Origin of the sequence: Shewanella gelidii, from assembly GCF_014647855.1 — a bacterium.
GTDB classification, from domain to species: domain Bacteria; phylum Pseudomonadota; class Gammaproteobacteria; order Enterobacterales; family Shewanellaceae; genus Shewanella; species Shewanella gelidii.
In genome coordinates this window covers 137,201-154,684 of sequence record NZ_BMPZ01000004.1, presented here as the reverse complement: position 1 = coordinate 154,684, position 17,484 = coordinate 137,201, and the positions used below count along the sequence as shown (strand labels likewise).

Below are 17,484 nucleotides of genomic sequence, written 5' to 3'. Positions count from 1 at the left end.
GTTCTGCCTCATCGGTTGGTCTGAGACCCAACCTCATTTAAAGCTGTTTGTATTGGGTCATTTGCATTTTTTCGGCAAGCGTTTGTGGTGCAGGATGGCATACGCCACAATCTCGATTCAAATTTGCCTGACTTGGCAAAACTGGCGGAAGATCATCGCCATTTTTCCATCGATGACAATCCATACATGAGACGACATCAAGGTGATGCTGGGTATCGATCCAGATGTGAGCCGGAGTTTGCTGCCACTTTTCATCATGGCATTCGTTACACCCTTCTATCGAATTTGACGAGCCGCTTATGAGCAAAGCGCACAACAACATAAGAATACGCATCTCGGTCACCTGTTCGTTGGGTTTGTTTCATTGTAACCGAGACGCCCACTGTTTAAAAAACAAACAGCCGAAGTTGCAGGGGCTATAACATTGGGACTTTATAGATTTTTCAATTGAGAAATTCACTTGTCGCAACATCGATTGCATTCAAGCATAAATCATAAAAAAAACCCGCTACTGCGGGCTTTTAAATAAAGAATACCAGACTAATTCGCCTTACTGAGCAAAGCCAACATCCTTAATATCAACTTTAGTAACCTCGCCATAATCTGCAGCAAGCGCTTCTATTTTGCTCGCATTCCCAATCAACACATATTGCAGGTTTTGCTGCGGGAAGTACTTGGCAATGAGGCGCTGACTTTCAGCAACGGTCAAGCCGTCGACTTTGGCTTGGAAGTCATTGATAAATGATTCATTGAATCCATATAGGTACATGTCACCAAGGAGGCCTGCAAGTTGACCACTGGTTTCGTATTTTGGTGGGAATTGCCCTTTCACATAAGATTTGGCTGATTCAAGTGTCGAGGCATCGACACCTTGCTCCCATAAACGTGCGTAGGTTTTCAGCGCCAGATCCATTGCTTCTTTGGTTGTTTCGGCTTTGGTGAAAGTGCTCATACGGAAAACTCCACCATGGCTATATGACACAAACCCTGAGCGCGCGCCATATGTCAGCCCTGCATTCACGCGTAGCTCATCATTGAGCCACGAAGTAAACCGCCCGCCAAGAATGGTATTCACGACTGTTAACCCGACAAAGTCGGCATTATCACGACGCACACCTTTGCCTCCTATCAGGAATGTGGTTTCAATGGCATCGCCTTTATCGACCAATAGCACCTTGCTTTGGCTGTAATTTGGTAAGTTGTTAGCAAGATCGATTTGAGGAACATCTTGCGTTGCTTGCCACGGACCAAACAAAGAAGTCAGCTTGGCTTTCATCGCCGGAATATCAAAGTCACCGACAATATTTAACGCGGTATTCTGTGGCTGGTAAAAACTGCCATGAAACGCCCTTAATAATGAGGCATCCACTTTAGCGAGTGACTGCGCTGTACCCGAAGTAGGTTGACCATAAGGGTGCTGGCCATAGGCAAGCGAGTCAAAATAGCGTCCGATCACCGCTCGCGGACTCTCTTTTGCTTGGGCTAAGCCTGCGATTTGTCGTTGCTTGAGCTTAGCGAGTTCCGCTTGCTCAAAACTTGGCTTAAGCATTACGTCACGGATCAACGGCAACATGGTATCCACGTCTTTTGCCATAAAATCAGCACTAATATAGGTACCTTCTTTACCAGCACCCGCTGATAAGCTCGCCCCTAAAAAGTCTACGAGCTGCTCAATTTCCGCTTTCGACTTGCCTGCTGCTCCCAGCATCAAGCCTTTGGCAGTCATATTGGCTAAGCCTGAAGTGGTATCATTTACGGCACCGGCTCGTACCACGGCGTTGACCGTAATCAAGGGGACTTCTTTTTGCGGCATTAGATTCACCGTAAGTCCATTGGCCAATTGAAATGCTTGGTATGCTGGCATGGAAAAGCTTGCTTCTGCTGCTTGTTCTGGGGATGTTGCCCCCGTAGACACACAACCACCAAGCAAGACGGCACTGGCCACGAGACTCGCCGCCGCAAAACGACGGATCACAAAGCGACACGGCTTATTCATATTTAATCGCTTCATTTGTCGCTCTCCTCTTTTGCTGCAAGTACACCGACAGTACGGTTCGATTTACGTAAATAAGTTTGCGCAACCCGCTGTATATCTTCTGGAGTAACAAGATTGAATGCCTCAGGTGCATTAAATAGTTGTTCAAAGCTACCAAAGAATAATTCGTAGGTGCCAACCGTATTGGCTTTGCCATTAATAGTTTCCATCTTGCGATAAAAATCCATCAGCTTAATATTCTTCACTTTCTCAAGTTCATCTGCCGCCACACCATCACGAGCAACTCGATTAATTTGTTCAATTAGAGCCAACTCAACTTGCTTAGCGTCCACACCAGGGCTAGCCACGCCCATCACGTAGAACAAGTTGGGGTCAAATGACATTGGCATATACGTATCAGCGCTTAACGCCAACTGCTTGTCCACCAAGCCTTGGTACAAGCGAGAGCTGTTGCCTTCACTTAATATTGAAGCCAATAAATCTAACGCATAATAGTCTTGATGGCTGGTTGCAGGCACATGGTAAGCCAGCATAATGTTTGGCGTGCTTGCAGAGGTTTTTTGCACAAAGACGCGGCGCTCACCTTTTTGTAAAGGCTCTACAGTCTTTACTGCTTTCGGTGGTGTTTGAGCCGGAATAGGCGCGAAATATTGATCGGCCAGTGCTTTTACTTCTGCGAGTTTTACATCACCAGCAATAACCACTACGGCATTGTTTGGCGCATAGTAGGTCTTATGGTATTGCACCAAATCTTCAAGCGTCCAAGCATTGATATCGGACTCATGACCAATCACTGACCAGCTATAAGGGTGTGCTCTAAAAGCAACACCTTTGACTTCTTCCATCAAAGTGCGCCAGTTTGAATTTTCTAGACCGGTGGTTCGCTCCGAGGCAACCACGCCACGCTCGCTTTCAACCATATCGGCATTAATATCCAGATACTGGATTCGGTCCGCTTCTAAATCGAAAATAGTTTCAAGGGCTGCGGCTGGGAACCAGTCGGTATAAACCGTTAGATTTTCAGTGGTATAGGCGTTATTTGCGCCACCTGCCGCCTCCATGGTGCGGTCAAACATTTTGGGGCCGAATTTTTTAGAGCCGTTAAACATCATGTGCTCAAAGAAATGCGAAATGCCGGTGATGCCCGGCACTTCATTACGAGAGCCGACCTTCCAGAAAAGATACATATTGGCGTTGGGGATTGACGCATCTTCCAAGACCATAATTTTCATTCCGTTTTCGAGCGTAAAGCTCTTGATGTCTTCGGCGCTTGTGGCCAAAACTGGGTGCGACATCATCATGCCTATAGTCAGTAGCCATGCCGATAGCTTGCGCTTCATGGTTGTGCTCCTTGTTGATTTTTAAACTCTTTTCCCGTCGCTTCCTGCGCCAAATATCCTTTGGTCGTCAGTCGCTTCAACTGCAACATGGTCACAATTGACGGCAGAATCATTGGCATCATATAACAGTGCAAAAGGTAAAATAAATCAAGTGATAAACAAGTTTAGGAACCAATGATTTGTAAGAGGGTGTGATACCGCATGCTGCCATAAAAAAGCCCTAGCGAAATGCTAGGGCGATTTGTATGTCAATCATGATTGAATCATGAGTACATCAAGGCACTAGACCTTAAACATACTGATGGCATCACGTAGGCGGTTTGCCATCGCGTTCAAGTCTGAAGCTGTACGCACATTTTCTTGTACATCTTCTGCGGTACTTGCTGCCAAGTCATTCACACTCACTACGTTTTCATTAATTTCAGCTGCAACGCTTGATTGTTCTTCCGCTGCAGTTGCAATTTGATTGTTCATGTCTTGAATGGTGCGAATTTCTTGGTCAATCTGCTCGATCGCATTACTAGCTTCTGCTGATTTATCCAATGTTTGACCTGCACTATTGGCATTCTCAGTCATTAAACCAACCGAGCGAGAAGCTTGTGCTTGTAGCTCCTCAATCATAGATTGGATTTCGTTGGTGCTTTCTTGGGTCTTGGTCGCGAGGGTACGAACTTCATCGGCTACAACAGCGAAGCCTCGGCCATGCTCACCAGCACGAGCCGCTTCAATCGCCGCATTGAGCGCCAGTAGGTTTGTTTGATCTGCAATACCGCGGATCACATCTAAAATGCCACCGACATTTTCTGTTTCGGTATGCACATTCGAAATAACTTCTTGCACCTGACCAATATCATCCACCAGCTTGGTGATTTCTTGGTTCATTTGCCCCACAACACCTAAACCGACCTGCGCACTTTGGCTTGCACCATCAGATGAGCTTGAGGCTTCAACGGCATTTTGTGCAACTTCAGCCACCGTCGCGGTCATTTCATTCATGGCTGTTGCAACCTGTTCAAGTTGTGCCATTTGCGACTGCGAAGATGTATCAACTTTGTCAGAAGACTCGCCAAGTTGACTTGATACCTGAGTCAGCTGAGTCGATGACTCATTGATATCCGAAATAATTCGCTTCAGACTATTGGCCATCGTGACCGTGGAGCGGTAAACACCGCTACTCTTATCATCAAGGGTTGGGATGTGGGTTAAGTCACCGCTGGCGATGCGATCAACAAGAATTTCAATCTCTTTTGGCTCGCCACCAATCGGGACATACATCAGTTTGGTGATCAACACATAAACGCCTGCCGCACCAATCAAGATAAAGAAAATCCCAGCGATTGCATTGGTTTTAACAGCCGTATTTGACGTCGCATCGATATCAGTCTGTTTTGCCCATGCCCATACGGTCCAGCCTAATGAAGCAATCTTTTGCTGCACCACAAAGAAATCACCTTTGTCCGGCGTCGAATATGAGTGTTCACTGGTAGTTTCATTGGCATATTTGCGGTAGCTCGGACGAAGCTCGAAGAGGTTTTTACCGACATAATCAGCGTAGGCCGCCGCAACTAAGAAGCCATCTTCACGTGCAACAAAGATGTTCTTTTCAGGAGAAAGTTGATTCACATATTCGGTAATGTCGCTCATTTTCAAGCTCATTCCAATCACCGCAATCACTTGGCCGTTTTGCTTCATCGGCACCACAATCGCCATGGTCAAATCGCCTGTGGTCGCCATAAATGGATTGGTAACCGTTCGCGGTGCGCCGGTCATTCCACTGAGGAACCACTCACGCTTTTTCTCTTTCGCGTTGAAATTAGGAATAAGGCCGTTGGTTGCCGCGGCATAAGTCACACCTGTCGGAAGACCAATAAAGAAGTTCAGCACTTGCATCCGCTCTTTACTTTTCACCAGTTGCTCAATCACTTTATCATTGATGACAACTTCACCTTGCTCAACACTCAGGGCAGTACGAACGCTTTCCAATGCGCCAAAATATCCTTCGACCTTTCCTTCAATCGCTTTAGAAATTAGGAATGACTTGTTTGATAACTTACTACGATAATCACGCGTTGAAGATTCATCGATTTGGTAATAACCCAAGCTAGATAACACAACAATAATTGTCGTAATTAACGCTCCGATTGATAACATGAGTTTGATTCTGGCACTCATCGTTCGCCCCTATTTTTGAGATTGACTTATTTAAAATAGCATAATAGGCAGGGGGCGTTACGTGCAGAAACCCAGTCTTATGACCTACATCAACAAAAACCACAAAATGCATCAAAACATATGTAATTCAGCTATATAGTCCATAAGAAGCGTCAATAATTTGGCTTTTTGTAACAATTCATGACAAAAACCAACATTTAGATCATTTATTGATATTTGTGGAAGTAAACCACATCATTCGCAACAAACTCTAAGCGCCAGTTAAACTGCTTAGCAATCCATTCAAATGTTGCATTTGAATAGAATACAATATGCGTCAAATCATGTTTGTAATGCCAAGTTGCAAACGCCTCCTGACTCAATACTCGCTTCGTCATTATAGCTAACACACCACCCGCGGCTAACATTCGATCAAGTTGGGTAAGTACCGCGTTTGCCTGATATATATGCTCAATCACTTCTGTCATGGTGATGAAGTCATATTGGCGTGTCAGCAACTCGGGTTGATGCTGGTAATAGAGATCATAGTTCTCCATCTCCAGCCCAACTTCGGCAGCCATAACACTAATTGTTGGACCCGGACCGCATCCAAAATCTAGGCCCTTCTTCTCTTTTGCAAGTGTGCTGAATAACGGCTCAACTGCGCGAGACAAGAAACGTCGGTAACCCAAATCTGCCGGATCATTTTGATGATGATCATAAGCAGCTTTCTCTTCATCGGCAGTTAAATGAAAGACTTGAGGAACCCAAACTAAATCGCAGCATTGGCACTGCACATAGTCTCGATGTTTTTCTTGAAAATAGGGTCTTACTTTTTGGCTAGCGCACAGGGGACAAGTTTCCACAAGAGCCTCAAATTTGGATTTTCAGCCAATATTATAGACTCGGCGGCGTGCTGTACCAACCCATTAGTCTTTTGACTTGGGGATTTTTCGCGATTGCTTGGCTGCAGATTTGGCTTCTTGTAAATACTTTTGCTCGCGACGTCTACGCTCGTCAAAGTGAGCTTGTGCTTTGTCTGCTTGTTCTTGTTGCCAGTCACCGTGCTGTTGCCGTTCTAACACTTCACGTTCTCGCTTCTGGGTTTCCGCTGCGGCTGCCCGTGCTTTTTGTAATTGCTCGGCCTCCACTTGCTGAGATTTTTGCTGCGCTTGATTCACTTTGGGGCTTAAGGTCATCTTCGGTTTAAGCCGAACTTTGGCTTTGGGTTGCTCTCTACTGTTTTGTTGACCGATGCGGTTTACATGACGGGAGTCATTTAACTGTTTTTCGGCACTCACATCTTGAGCATTGGCCGTTGGCAGGCTGGCTATTAAAGCCACAATAACGAAAGGCAAGCAAATCTTGGCAGTCCAATGTTTATAGACGCAAATTAGGTTTTTCTTACGAAGCGACTGGCAACGGAAATGCGCCATAACTTGATCCTCCAAATACGTTGACCCACGTGCATACAAAAAATCACAATCCCAGTTTCCCATTTCTCAGTCAATGATGAGTATTTAAGAGTATCTGGATCGGACATGACTCGGCATTGAGTTTAAACGTTGTTCAATCATGGCGTCAAAGGCTTGATAAAGTGCAGAAATATCGGCCTCTGGCTCTGCAGCGCCAAGGGTTAATGCCGCAGCTTCTAAAGTTGATAAGCTATCGGGACGGCTAGATTTTCGGATCCGGTAATTCGAGGCATGATGCAGATCCAAGTGCAAAGCCGGTAATTTCATAAGCCACGGGTTAAGCTGCAACATCCGAAACGCTTTTCGCCAAGTCCCATCTAATAAAATAAATGAGCTGCCGCGATGTGGTTTGGCCTCATTCACACTTGAGCTTTGATCAGAAGGGTACAGCAAATATGTTTGCGATGTCTGCGCTTGAATCGATTGTTGAAGGCTCGCAAAATCATCCGCAGTTTCTCCCACGACAACCTCAAGCTTAGGGATCACCAACTGCATTAAACGAACGCTATTCTTGGCATGCCCCACCTCAGAAGGATGCTGCATAACAATGAGGCGAGACTCTATTTCTAGATGGCGAATCGCACTGCATACACAAGCAGATTGAGGGTAATGGCATTGAGCGCAAATCACACGAGACACGGGCTTTCTCTTCTTGGATAAACAACATTTGGCAATATGATTCATTCACAGTAGTTCGCAAACAAAACAGCGAGTTGGTTACTGCTCGCCGCTGCCTTTGTTTTACCAGTTTAACTCGGATCTACCACTGACTAAATAGCCGCTTGCCCATCACATCAATGTAGAGTTGTACTGAGTTGAATTTAATGTGCAAATTGTTCTTGGTGCCAATGATTGAGGCCACGGAAACACATCATAACCAGCAGCAAAGTTGCTAAAGACACCATCACAAGCGTTACTGCAAACGGTGCCGTCAAGTCACTTAATTGTACAAGGCCAGCCAAGAAGGATGCACCACTCATTTGAATAAAGCCAAGCATGGCGGTCGCAGTTCCGGCACGCTCTCCAAATCCAGCTAATGCCATCGTCGTCGCAGGCCCAAGCAACAATGCAAAACCAATACACAACAGCATCATTGGCAGCATAAAGCTAAAGGCAGCCGCCATGCCTGACTGAGGACCAAACCACTGAGCAAGCACTTGACACACACCCGAAAAAACCATTGCAGTTAAAGACACAATTACCGAACGACGATTACCGAGCCGACGGATGATAAGCGGTGCAACAAAACAAGCGAGTGCATTTACAAACGCATTTAGTCCAAATAAGCCACTAAAGGCTAATTCTGAAACCCCTAAATGGTCGATTAACCACATCGGCGAATACGACACATAACAAACAATCGCGGCCATACCTGTCATACAAGCCGTAGCATAAAACATAAAGTGACCGTTACTCACCACAGGGCGATATTGAGACCAGCGATACAAGCCCTTTTGTACTATCGTTGTGCTCGGTTTGGTTTCACGGAAAAAACGACTAACAAACAGTAGAGCGATCAGACCATAACCCATCATGAACAAAAATGTGGAGCGCCAACCAAACTGCAGTGCCAATAAGCCACCTAAGGTGGGTGCCAGTGCGGGGATGACACAGATTGCACCATTGAGGTAGCTATATATCTTGGCGCTATCCTTGGCAGTAAAGCTATCTCGAACCGCGCTGAATACAACAATAGAAGTGGCACAGGCCGCCAAGCCCTGCAACACCCGTGCAAGTTGTAACCAACTAAATTCCAGCGCAAAAACCGCAAGAGCGCTACTTAAAATGTACAAGCCAATACCCGCGAGAGCGACAGGTCGACGACCAAATTTGTCAGCAAGTGGGCCAATTAGGATTTGCCCAACACCCATTGAAAATAGGAAGAGGACGAGGGTGGATTGGATTTCAGCCGCAGACACGGCAAACTCTTGCGCCATCACAGGCATCGACGGCAAATAAATATCAATGGCAAGCGGGCTCAATACCACCATCACCATCAGCAGAAAAAGAAAATTAACGCGCATGAATGCTTTGCTCACTTGAAACGAAATACGAGGATTAGAACAATTTTATCGCACTCGAGGTATGAACAGAAATGGTATAAAGTTGATATCAAATTTCTTCTGAGGAATATCTGATGAACTTAGATAGTTTAGCAAAAATTGATCTCAACCTACTTGTGACTCTACAAATCCTATTGGAAGAAAATAGTGTGACACGTGCGGCCAACCGTTTGAATTTAAGCCAGTCAGCAATTAGTAAAAGTTTAAACCGACTGCGAGAGATCCTTGACGACCCCCTATTTCAACGCACAGCACATGGCTTAAGGCCAACTGCCCACGCATTGCAACTAAAAGAGAAATTACCGCAAATCCTACAAAGCCTTTATCAGTTAACCCAACCCGCCAGCTTTGTGATGTCGCAAAGCCAGCGGCATTTTTCTTTTGCCACCCAAGAAACGATTTATGAAACGTCGCTGCCCCGCTTTATCGGGCCGCTGTTATCAAATGCGCCAAATATTCGCTTGCATGCTTATGTTTGGAACGAGCACTCGATGCAAGACTTGGTACAAGGGCAACTCGACTTTGCTATTGCCGGTAGAGACATTCAGCCACTATCAGATGTACAAATTAGCCGCCTTCCAGAAGGAATTCACCATCAAACCTTATTCAACGACCATCAAGTGTGTCTCGTCCGAAAAGGACACCCCATTTTAAAAGTTGTAGAACAAGGAGGGTGGAACCTAGAGCAATATTTACAACTGGCTCACGTACAAGCACGCTGTGAAAACCGTAACTGGTGGTCGTTAGACTACTTTTTGGCAGAATCGGGGCACAATCGCCAACTCAGCACCATCGTACCTGACTTCTACAGTGCAATTTCCGTTTGTGCTCATACCGATCTTATTTTTACTGTCCCCTCAAAGTTTGCTCAGCAAACTAAAAAGCTCTACCCCGTGGTTGAGTTACCTTTGCCGATGGAATTTTGCTCCTTTGCCTATGTGCTGCTTTGGCATCAAAGGGATCATGAAGATCCCGGCCATCAATGGATTCGACAGGTGATCTGCGACAGTATCGGGGAGGGCTGATCAAAACGAATAGTCATGCAGATATGATTCAGTTTTTGGAAAGGTTGGCCGATGTATAATAATTAACCAGCGTGAGACTTGAAGCGAGATAGATAACCGGGTTAAATCAACTTTCATGCCTCTTTATCGCTGCAATGTTTGTGTTGAAACATTTAGTTAGAAAAAACTTAATCAATTAAGATGATTTTTTCTGCAATTATTGTCAAACTTAGGAATCATCAAAATGCTGAGGTCGTCATGATTAATCACCATTTCAGGCGCAATTTACTACTGCAAAGGTTTACGGGGATAAAGGGCTCTTTAGCTTTTATTCTTGGTCTTTGTATTATTATTTTAGCGCTGATCGCATTGCCATTTTTGTTATTATTTGGCGCGATAAGCTTTTTGATTTTAAGCCTTTTTGGACGAGTTTATTTGAAACAAAAAATGAACCAGTTTCATCAAGCGCAAGAAACCTTTCGTCAATCTCAAGTCGATGATGAATTGCCGCCGACGCCCTTTGAGCGGGATGGATTCACGCCAAAACAGCGTCAAGGTCAAACCTTTGAGCACGATCCCAATGCATAATGAGACCCGCGGTTAATCTCAGGCTTTCAATAGCTCTTGGGCTCGTGTAAGGGATTTTAACTGTTCAGGATCAAGGGTTATCTGCTGCACCTGCTCAACTTGCAGGGACAGCGAGTCCCATAACGGACGAATAACTTCTAACTCTTCAGCCGTCGCATGGTTTTTTGCAAGAACCAATAGCGCAGCAGAACCAACCACATCGATTCGCCCAAGCACGCCATCAGCCAACGCAATACTCAACTCAATCATTGCCGGCACATTGTACTCATATTGGATAGCCTGCTGCAGATATCGCTCTGCATCTTTCACACTAAGCTGCTTGCTTAAATGCTTAGGTTCTTCTGATTCATTGGCGGCACCATCTAATATCTGTGTCGCCACATGAAGCATGGCATCGACTTGGCCTTGTACTGCGGCCTCTTGCATCCACACTTGGCTTGCTTGCAAATCCACATCGCATCCTTCGCCACTGGCAAGCATCAAAGCTAAATGGAATTGAGAATGTGGGTAACCTGCTTGCGCAGCCTTTTGGATCCACAAAAAGCTCTCTGACAATGCTTGGCGCTGATAATAGTACACACCTAGATTTGCCATCGCTTCGGCCACATCCAACTCAGCGGCTTGCAGTAAAAACACCTTGGCTTGCCCTAGATCCTGCGCAAGGGTTTCGCTCCCCACAAGATAAAAATATCCTAACAATGCCATTGCTTGATCAACACGCTGCGCTGCAGCTGATGCAATCAAATGCTCTCCGGTAATCACATCTTGCTTGACACCATAGCCATGCAGCAAACACACACCATACTCAAATTGTGCACGAGGATGACGATGACTGGCTGTTGAAAACCAATATGCCGCTTGTTCAAAGCTTGCTTCTACCTGCGCATTCAAGCTGTTTTCACTGGCTTGCGTATGCGTATCGCCGTCTAAGCTTTGCTGCTGCTCTATGATTTGCGCTTGCTCTTTTAGCAATAGCGCCTTCGACTTCAGCGACATCCCGACAAGATACTGCGCTTCTACGTCAGCCTCCATAACGGCGCGATAACACAGGTCTCGACCTGCGATAACATCAAATGGAACAAACAAATAATCAGGGGATGATTTGGCGATACATAGTGTAGAGACTTGCTCTAATACGAGCAGTAAATCAGCGATGGATTTCTGTGCTAATTCGATTAATTGCGTCAGGGTGAGGTGGAACTTCTCGGGGTGAGCACCACGGTTACCGCCAGCGCGAAGCTTATGCAGTTTTCGCGCAATACGAGCATCAATAACACGCTGCTGATTTAGACGCTCAATGCGATCAAATAAGTTCGGGCTATCTAGCTCTAGCCGCTGCTGCTCTGCAATTAATTGGGTAAGGCGATGGCAAATACTGCGCACGCGCAGTAATGTCTGTGTCGGGACATCATGAACATAGCTTTTGGCAAGACGATAGTCTTCACCAATACTCGCGGAGAACAAAGATGCAAATTCGGTATCATTGAGCAAGCGACATTCCCTCTTATACAACAGTCAGTCAACACTGTACTCAGTTCAACAGGGTTAGAGCAAGTTAGATGTTTTGGAAATTTTATCAGCAATAAAAAAGCCGCTCGAAAGCGGCTTCTCTTTATTCTGCGGCAGCCTGTTGTTGTCGGGATACCATATACAGTCTAAACAAGGCGATATTTACAAATAATGCAAAAAACGAAACCACAGCTTCAACGATTAACTGTAGTGGCAGCCCCACTGGCGCGGCCAACTGTCCTAGCATACCGCCCACGATAGAGATCGGTAAATACAGCATCAGGATGAGCGCTGTTTTGACAACGATAGGGCCACCAAATTTAAAGCTGCCCTTAATCGCTTCCATCGGTGTTAATCGCTCAACTACCACCATAAAGTTGACAAACGCCAACCGCGTAAATAAATAAATACTAATGGCCAACCCAACAATCCATAACGGGCCTGCAGCCAAAGCAATCATCGTTGGGGCAGCTACGGCAAGCCCAGAAAAAACGCCCGCAAGCAATAATGGCGGCACAAACGGCAAGCTGGCCTTAAGCATCATCAAGCTACCGACTTGGTGCCCTTGAGAGCGGACTTCAAGGTATAGGGTCAGAACAGCAATCAACATTGAAAAGACGAGCAAGAGAACCATCATGGCAACCATATGACTGGTCACAAATTGCGGGTTTTCAGGGTCTGCGGCAGCGATTTCCATGCCCAACCACATTTGTATCCCGATTTGTAACAAAAGAAATGGCATAGTTAGCACAGCCAACTGGCCAATATGATTACGGAAAAAGTGGTACGCTTCGGTCAAAATAGCTGACAATGACATGGTGCTTTCCAGTATAGAAATTAGTCGATATAAATTAGGCCGCTAAGGATAACTAATATCACTCGCTATTGCACCGCTGGATTGCACAATTTAGCGGAGTTAGGCGAAGATATTTCAGACAATTTAGTCAATTTCACTCGAAACTAACGTTCCAAATTGAAATAAACAGTCGAAATTTCTACACATTTTGCCATTGAAATGCCAAAGAGTGACCAACTGAGGCAGCAAAGTGAACTAACTTGATCATCTTAACTCTAATCAAATACAACCAGCCGGAGATGCTTATGATCGCGAAACTCAAACAACTCTTCTTGCAAGACAGCAAGCAACAAGACCCCGCAACACTGCAGTATAAGTTAAACCTAGCGGCTGCAAGTTTACTCGTTGAAGTGATCTATGCTGATGAGGACTTTGATCAAGCAGAGGCTGCAATTTTACCTGAATTGCTCCATCAAACCTTACAGATTGAACAACAGGAAGCCGCCTCATTAATTGAAGCAGCCAAACAAGCCCGTCACGATTCAACATCTCTGTTTGAATTTACCGCTGAAATTAACGACCAATTTGATTTGGAACAAAAGAAGCAATTGATTCTTGCCATGTGGCGAGTCGCATATGCTGATGGCCAGTTATGCCAATTTGAAGATCAAATTATTCGTCGTACTGCCGATCTATTTTACCTAAAACACAGTGAAATTATGCAAATGCGAAACCGCGCAATGAAGGCGTCTTAAACGAAGCGTCAAGCCTCAGTTAAGACACCTAATTTCAACATGTCTGTTTTTAAATTGGCTCCGCTGCATTTTGCTGCTTACGGGCGATATGTTGCTTTTGCCACCAAAGGAATGGCGCTGCAATCAACATCACTGCAATGGCATATAACATGTCTTGTCCTAAGGCCACACCGATCAGCAAACAAAATATCGAGCCCACAATAACCAAAGGCCAGTTGTGACGGGGTAATAGTTTCGCAGCAGCCAACATGCTCATCAAATAAATAATCACAAACACACCGTTGCTCCAAGCAATTAAGTGCTCAAGCTGGTAGCCGCCAACATACGTCATCACCATCACAATCGCCATGACCAACAGAATGGTCGACAGTGCACGTACCGGCACACCGTGGCGGTTTAGTTGCTGGAAGTAGCGGGGTAATATGCCCTCTTGACTAAAGCTCCACATAAGCCGCGATGCGCTCGCGCAATATACATTCACTGTTGCCAGGCCACTTGCGATACCCAAAATGCCGATCACTTGCGCACCATAGCCGCCAAGTAACTGATCAAACGCGCCGATCATGGCAACATTGGCGTCATTGGGAAAAGCCAGCAATAACAATGTACAAGCCATATATACTAAACCAACGAGTACAGTACCAATCATCATCGCCGGCACCATGTCTCGCGCTGGTGATTTAAAATCGTTCGCAAGGTGAGTCATTGCTTCTACGCCTAAAAAGCTCCAGAAACCGATACCAACGGCCGCCATCACGAGGCTAAACTCAGGCAGCTCCTGCTGAGTCACCACACTCAATTGCGCCCCTTGAATTCCCGCAGCAGAAAAAAGGCTCATCACCACGGCAACCACGCCTAGCGTTAGTGCAAACTGTAATTTGGCAGAAACCTGTATGCCTTTTAGGTTCAGTAACAGCAAACAGGCAATGACCACAAGCTCTGCACAAACCTGCCCCCAACCCGACATAGGAACGAGTGCGTTGACAAACTCAAACGTCATTAAGATTGCCGCTGGCGAGCCCAGTGGGATCACCAGAAGAAAAATCAAACCGATGGTTCTTCCCGCCACACGACCAAATGCGCGCTCTACAAAATAAGCAGGACCGGCTGCATGGGGAAAATGGCTAGCAAGTCGGGCAAACACAAGCGTGACAGGTACAATTGCCAAAGTGAGTAATGCCCAGGCAAACACAGCACCCACGCCGGCTTTATTCACTGTAATTTGCGGTAAAATGAACACTCCGGTTCCAAGCAAAGTGGTGGCCATTAAACCTGCCCCTTGCCAACGTCCGATGGTTCCTCTAATTTGATTCATGACCTTACCTAGTGTGGATTTGTTTCATGCTAGTATAATAATATCTGATGCAACAAACTGACGGTTCGCACCAACAATACGTGAGACTGCACCGTCAAATCGTCGGCAAATATACAAGATGCAAACGATTCGTCGGCACCCTTGTCATTTGCATTTAGATATCCACTTAAAACAGCAAAAGGTTCCTATGGACAAATTTGATCAAGCAATTATTACAGCACTCAAACAGAATGCGCGCCAAAGTGTTTCAAGTATTGCTGAACAAGTTAATTTGTCTAGAAGCGCTGTATCGGAACGCATAAAGAAGCTTGAGAATACGGGCATCATTCGTGGTTATCAATTGCTTCTGAGCGAGTCTCAAAAAGATGGTGTCTCTGCTTATTTTGAAATTCAGCATAAAAATGCTAACTGCCAGAGCATTATTCATGTTTTTCAAGCGATTCCAGAAGTCGTCACCTGTCATGGGATCACAGGCGACATGGATATTTTGGTTTATGTTCAAGCAGGCTCAATGCGACGGATCCACGAAATACGCGAGTACTTTGACAACATGCCTGACATCATAAAAATTAAAACCCATGTGGTGATGAGTGAATGGATTAACAACAAAGTCTCAACCTAGACCTAAGCTGATTCAAAACGCCATTGATTTACAATCAAATTCCATGCGTCACGCAAACGCTTAAATAGAGTGACAAGATGAAAAGGACTTCATGATGCACCTTGCGCTACTGAGCAATGCAGAGACTCCAAACGGCAAAGCCGCAATCGGCCAACTTCTTAGCCGATGTAATCTACAATCATCTGCCGGAGCTTATATTGGCTCAGAGCCTGCTCCCCAAGAGATCTTTTTTACTCAAACGAAAAATATTTATGCGTCGATTGGGTATCAATTAGATTTGTATTTGGATTTCGAAGACGGCTTCTGCATCGACGTTTTTCATCAAGCCCTAAGCAAACCGTTTATCCACCTTTCCGGAGGCAATACTTTTCGCTTTTTAAACGCAATGAACCAAAGAAATGTCGCAAATGCACTCATCAATTATACCGCGCAAGGTGGTTTACTTATCGGTGTAAGTGCCGGTGCAATGCTACTTACCCCCTCAATTATCACAGCAAACCTTTGTGGGGATCCGAATGATGTGGGAATCGAAAATTTACAAGCACTCAACCTCACGTCTTTTCTTTTCGCGCCACACTAGGATCAACGCCACATATCTAAGCCAATAAACGTCGAAATCTAGATTTCAAAATTGCACAAAGGGCAATTGCTATAAATTAAAATTTAATAAATATCTATTCATAAATCACTCAAAACTAATATTAGGTCGTATGATGAATGAGCCAGGGTTTTGGCTTGTGAGGCGTCTATGAAGGATATTCGACTAAGTGACCTAGATTTATTAAGTTTGAGCATTTTGGTGAATCTATATGAGCATCAATCTGCTTCTTATGTTTCTCAAAAACTCAACATACCCGCACCAAAGATCAGCCGTTGTCTAAAACATGCAAGAGAGCTGTTTGAAGATGAACTCTTCATTCGTCGTAAGTACGGCTTAGTGCCAAATGAGTTCAGCAGCAAACTCTATCCCATTGCCAAAGAAATTGTAGAATCCGCCAAAGGCTTTCAAAGCTTACATCAAGGTGAAATTGACTATGTAGACGAGCACTTTGAGATTGTTGCTCCAGACTTAGTCTCCTATCGTTTTCCCAATGCTTTGATGGGGGCAATCAAAGAGGCACGTAAAGAGCTAACCTTTAATATTTCATCGTGGACACAAAGCTCTTTACAAGAAATTACTGCCGGAGAGGTCGCCCTCGGAGTTTGCTGCAGCCAACACTGCGCTCAATGTGGCTATGGTCATGAGGTGAATTTAGGCCAATACCAAAATTATTTAGAAACCATTCCCCTCACGACACTCGATAAACTGTATCTCGTGTGTAAGCAGGATCATCCGATCCTCAAGCAAGAGATTACACTGGAGTCCATTGCAGATTACCCGTTCGTCAATACTGTTTTTGGTAAAGCGGGGCAAACCAGTCATGAGCCGGGGCCATTTCAGCAATACTGTACTGCCCACTATTTGCCATTACATACTGAAATCGCTATTACCAGCGTATCCAGCCTATTTGACTACCTCAGAAGCAGTCAAGCACTCGCTTTAATTCCATATAGTGCAGTGTTCGATATGGTGAATGAGATCCCAGAGTTGCATGCTTGCCAGCTTTCCATCTATGAATCCCATCGTTTATATCAAGACATCAAACCGCCAACGTTATATTTAATCAAGAAAAAACATAACGATAGCGTTAAGCTCAATTGGCTTATCGGCCAATTGCAGCTACTGATAGGCAACATGATGCACGCATAGTAATGTTACACAAAAGAGACTCAAGAGCGCCGAAAACTAGGCGCTCTTGATCGATTTCAACATTCCCCCTGTATTGATGATGACAAGAGTAGAAATGGTTCACAGTCTACAAAATTGTGT

17 protein-coding genes are annotated in these 17,484 nt (G+C 45.1%); 6 read left to right on the top strand and 11 right to left on the bottom strand.

Annotated features, from left to right (window positions below):
• Positions 1-37 precede the first annotated feature (37 nt).
• The 8 genes from IEY18_RS09865 to IEY18_RS09830 form a co-directional block, all read right to left on the bottom strand.
• Positions 38-334: a cytochrome c3 family protein gene (locus IEY18_RS09865; protein ID WP_188920297.1), complete on the bottom strand. Its 297-nt coding sequence runs from the start codon at positions 332-334 to the stop codon at positions 38-40.
• A gap of 216 nt (positions 335-550) precedes the next feature.
• Entirely contained in the window at positions 551-2,011 is a 1,461-nt protein-coding gene (locus IEY18_RS09860; RefSeq protein ID WP_229779813.1) for a M16 family metallopeptidase, read from the bottom strand.
• The gene (locus IEY18_RS09855) at positions 2,008-3,336 is read right to left on the bottom strand and encodes a M16 family metallopeptidase (protein WP_188920295.1); all 1,329 of its coding nucleotides are present in this window, start codon (positions 3,334-3,336) and stop codon (positions 2,008-2,010) included. The genes IEY18_RS09860 and IEY18_RS09855 overlap by 4 nt, the downstream gene beginning before the upstream one ends.
• 282 nt (positions 3,337-3,618) lie before the next feature.
• Positions 3,619-5,508 (bottom strand): methyl-accepting chemotaxis protein, encoded by a 1,890-nt coding sequence (locus IEY18_RS09850; protein WP_188920293.1) that lies wholly within the window; start codon positions 5,506-5,508, stop codon positions 3,619-3,621.
• A 206-nt stretch (positions 5,509-5,714) separates the two neighbouring features.
• Complete coding sequence (locus IEY18_RS09845) at positions 5,715-6,353, bottom strand: class I SAM-dependent methyltransferase (protein ID WP_188920291.1); 639 nt, start codon at positions 6,351-6,353, stop codon at positions 5,715-5,717.
• Positions 6,354-6,416: 63 nt separating this feature from the next.
• Positions 6,417-6,923, bottom strand: a complete 507-nt coding sequence (locus tag IEY18_RS17415; RefSeq protein ID WP_229779812.1) for a hypothetical protein — start codon at positions 6,921-6,923, stop codon at positions 6,417-6,419.
• Positions 6,924-7,007: 84 nt separating this feature from the next.
• A complete protein-coding gene (locus tag IEY18_RS09835) occupies positions 7,008-7,601 on the bottom strand; it encodes a tRNA-uridine aminocarboxypropyltransferase (RefSeq protein ID WP_188920289.1) in 594 nt (197 codons plus the stop codon).
• A gap of 182 nt (positions 7,602-7,783) precedes the next feature.
• Complete coding sequence (locus IEY18_RS09830) at positions 7,784-8,986, bottom strand: multidrug effflux MFS transporter (RefSeq protein WP_188920287.1); 1,203 nt, start codon at positions 8,984-8,986, stop codon at positions 7,784-7,786.
• A 113-nt stretch (positions 8,987-9,099) separates the two neighbouring features.
• On the opposite strand from IEY18_RS09830, the gene IEY18_RS09825 reads away from it, so the two are divergent.
• Positions 9,100-10,050, top strand: coding sequence for a LysR family transcriptional regulator (locus IEY18_RS09825; RefSeq protein ID WP_188920285.1), 951 nt, complete (start codon positions 9,100-9,102; stop codon positions 10,048-10,050).
• Positions 10,051-10,287: 237 nt separating this feature from the next.
• Positions 10,288-10,617: a hypothetical protein gene (locus IEY18_RS09820; RefSeq protein ID WP_188920567.1), complete on the top strand. Its 330-nt coding sequence runs from the start codon at positions 10,288-10,290 to the stop codon at positions 10,615-10,617.
• An 18-nt stretch (positions 10,618-10,635) separates the two neighbouring features.
• Here the strand turns inward: IEY18_RS09820 and IEY18_RS09815 are convergent, their stop codons facing one another.
• Both IEY18_RS09815 and IEY18_RS09810 read right to left on the bottom strand, forming a co-directional pair.
• Positions 10,636-12,108, bottom strand: coding sequence for a tetratricopeptide repeat protein (locus IEY18_RS09815; RefSeq protein ID WP_188920282.1), 1,473 nt, complete (start codon positions 12,106-12,108; stop codon positions 10,636-10,638).
• A gap of 121 nt (positions 12,109-12,229) precedes the next feature.
• Positions 12,230-12,943: a hypothetical protein gene (locus tag IEY18_RS09810; protein ID WP_188920280.1), complete on the bottom strand. Its 714-nt coding sequence runs from the start codon at positions 12,941-12,943 to the stop codon at positions 12,230-12,232.
• Positions 12,944-13,227: 284 nt separating this feature from the next.
• On the opposite strand from IEY18_RS09810, the gene IEY18_RS09805 reads away from it, so the two are divergent.
• A complete protein-coding gene (locus IEY18_RS09805; RefSeq protein WP_188920278.1) occupies positions 13,228-13,677 on the top strand; it encodes a tellurite resistance TerB family protein in 450 nt (149 codons plus the stop codon).
• A 49-nt stretch (positions 13,678-13,726) separates the two neighbouring features.
• Here IEY18_RS09805 and yjeH read toward each other — a convergent pair whose 3' ends face one another.
• On the bottom strand, positions 13,727-14,992 hold the full coding sequence (yjeH, locus tag IEY18_RS09800) for an L-methionine/branched-chain amino acid transporter (protein WP_188920276.1): 1,266 nt from the start codon (positions 14,990-14,992) through the stop codon (positions 13,727-13,729).
• 187 nt (positions 14,993-15,179) lie between these two features.
• Between yjeH and IEY18_RS09795 the strand changes: the two genes are divergently transcribed.
• The 3 genes from IEY18_RS09795 (at position 15,180) to IEY18_RS09785 (ending at position 17,364) form a co-directional block, all read left to right on the top strand.
• Entirely contained in the window at positions 15,180-15,614 is a 435-nt protein-coding gene (locus tag IEY18_RS09795) for an Lrp/AsnC family transcriptional regulator (RefSeq protein ID WP_188920565.1), read from the top strand.
• A gap of 91 nt (positions 15,615-15,705) precedes the next feature.
• Positions 15,706-16,194, top strand: coding sequence for a Type 1 glutamine amidotransferase-like domain-containing protein (locus tag IEY18_RS09790; RefSeq protein ID WP_188920273.1), 489 nt, complete (start codon positions 15,706-15,708; stop codon positions 16,192-16,194).
• Between the two features lie 168 nt (positions 16,195-16,362).
• On the top strand, positions 16,363-17,364 hold the full coding sequence (locus IEY18_RS09785) for a LysR substrate-binding domain-containing protein (RefSeq protein WP_188920271.1): 1,002 nt from the start codon (positions 16,363-16,365) through the stop codon (positions 17,362-17,364).
• Positions 17,365-17,484 lie beyond the last annotated feature (120 nt).

Coding starts and splice junctions, on each gene's coding strand:
- IEY18_RS09830 (WP_188920287.1), bottom strand. CDS start 8,986: ATGCGCGTTAATTTTCTTTTTCTGCTGATGGTGATGGTGGTATTGAGC.
- IEY18_RS09825 (WP_188920285.1), top strand. CDS start 9,100: ATGAACTTAGATAGTTTAGCAAAAATTGATCTCAACCTACTTGTGACT.
- IEY18_RS09855 (WP_188920295.1), bottom strand. CDS start 3,336: ATGAAGCGCAAGCTATCGGCATGGCTACTGACTATAGGCATGATGATG.
- IEY18_RS09795 (WP_188920565.1), top strand. CDS start 15,180: ATGGACAAATTTGATCAAGCAATTATTACAGCACTCAAACAGAATGCG.
- IEY18_RS09790 (WP_188920273.1), top strand. CDS start 15,706: ATGATGCACCTTGCGCTACTGAGCAATGCAGAGACTCCAAACGGCAAA.
- IEY18_RS09810 (WP_188920280.1), bottom strand. CDS start 12,943: ATGTCATTGTCAGCTATTTTGACCGAAGCGTACCACTTTTTCCGTAAT.
- IEY18_RS09865 (WP_188920297.1), bottom strand. CDS start 334: ATGCGTATTCTTATGTTGTTGTGCGCTTTGCTCATAAGCGGCTCGTCA.
- IEY18_RS09820 (WP_188920567.1), top strand. CDS start 10,288: ATGATTAATCACCATTTCAGGCGCAATTTACTACTGCAAAGGTTTACG.
- IEY18_RS09860 (WP_229779813.1), bottom strand. CDS start 2,011: ATGAAGCGATTAAATATGAATAAGCCGTGTCGCTTTGTGATCCGTCGT.
- IEY18_RS09805 (WP_188920278.1), top strand. CDS start 13,228: ATGATCGCGAAACTCAAACAACTCTTCTTGCAAGACAGCAAGCAACAA.
- IEY18_RS09850 (WP_188920293.1), bottom strand. CDS start 5,508: ATGAGTGCCAGAATCAAACTCATGTTATCAATCGGAGCGTTAATTACG.
- IEY18_RS09785 (WP_188920271.1), top strand. CDS start 16,363: ATGAAGGATATTCGACTAAGTGACCTAGATTTATTAAGTTTGAGCATT.
- yjeH (WP_188920276.1), bottom strand. CDS start 14,992: ATGAATCAAATTAGAGGAACCATCGGACGTTGGCAAGGGGCAGGTTTA.
- IEY18_RS17415 (WP_229779812.1), bottom strand. CDS start 6,923: ATGGCGCATTTCCGTTGCCAGTCGCTTCGTAAGAAAAACCTAATTTGC.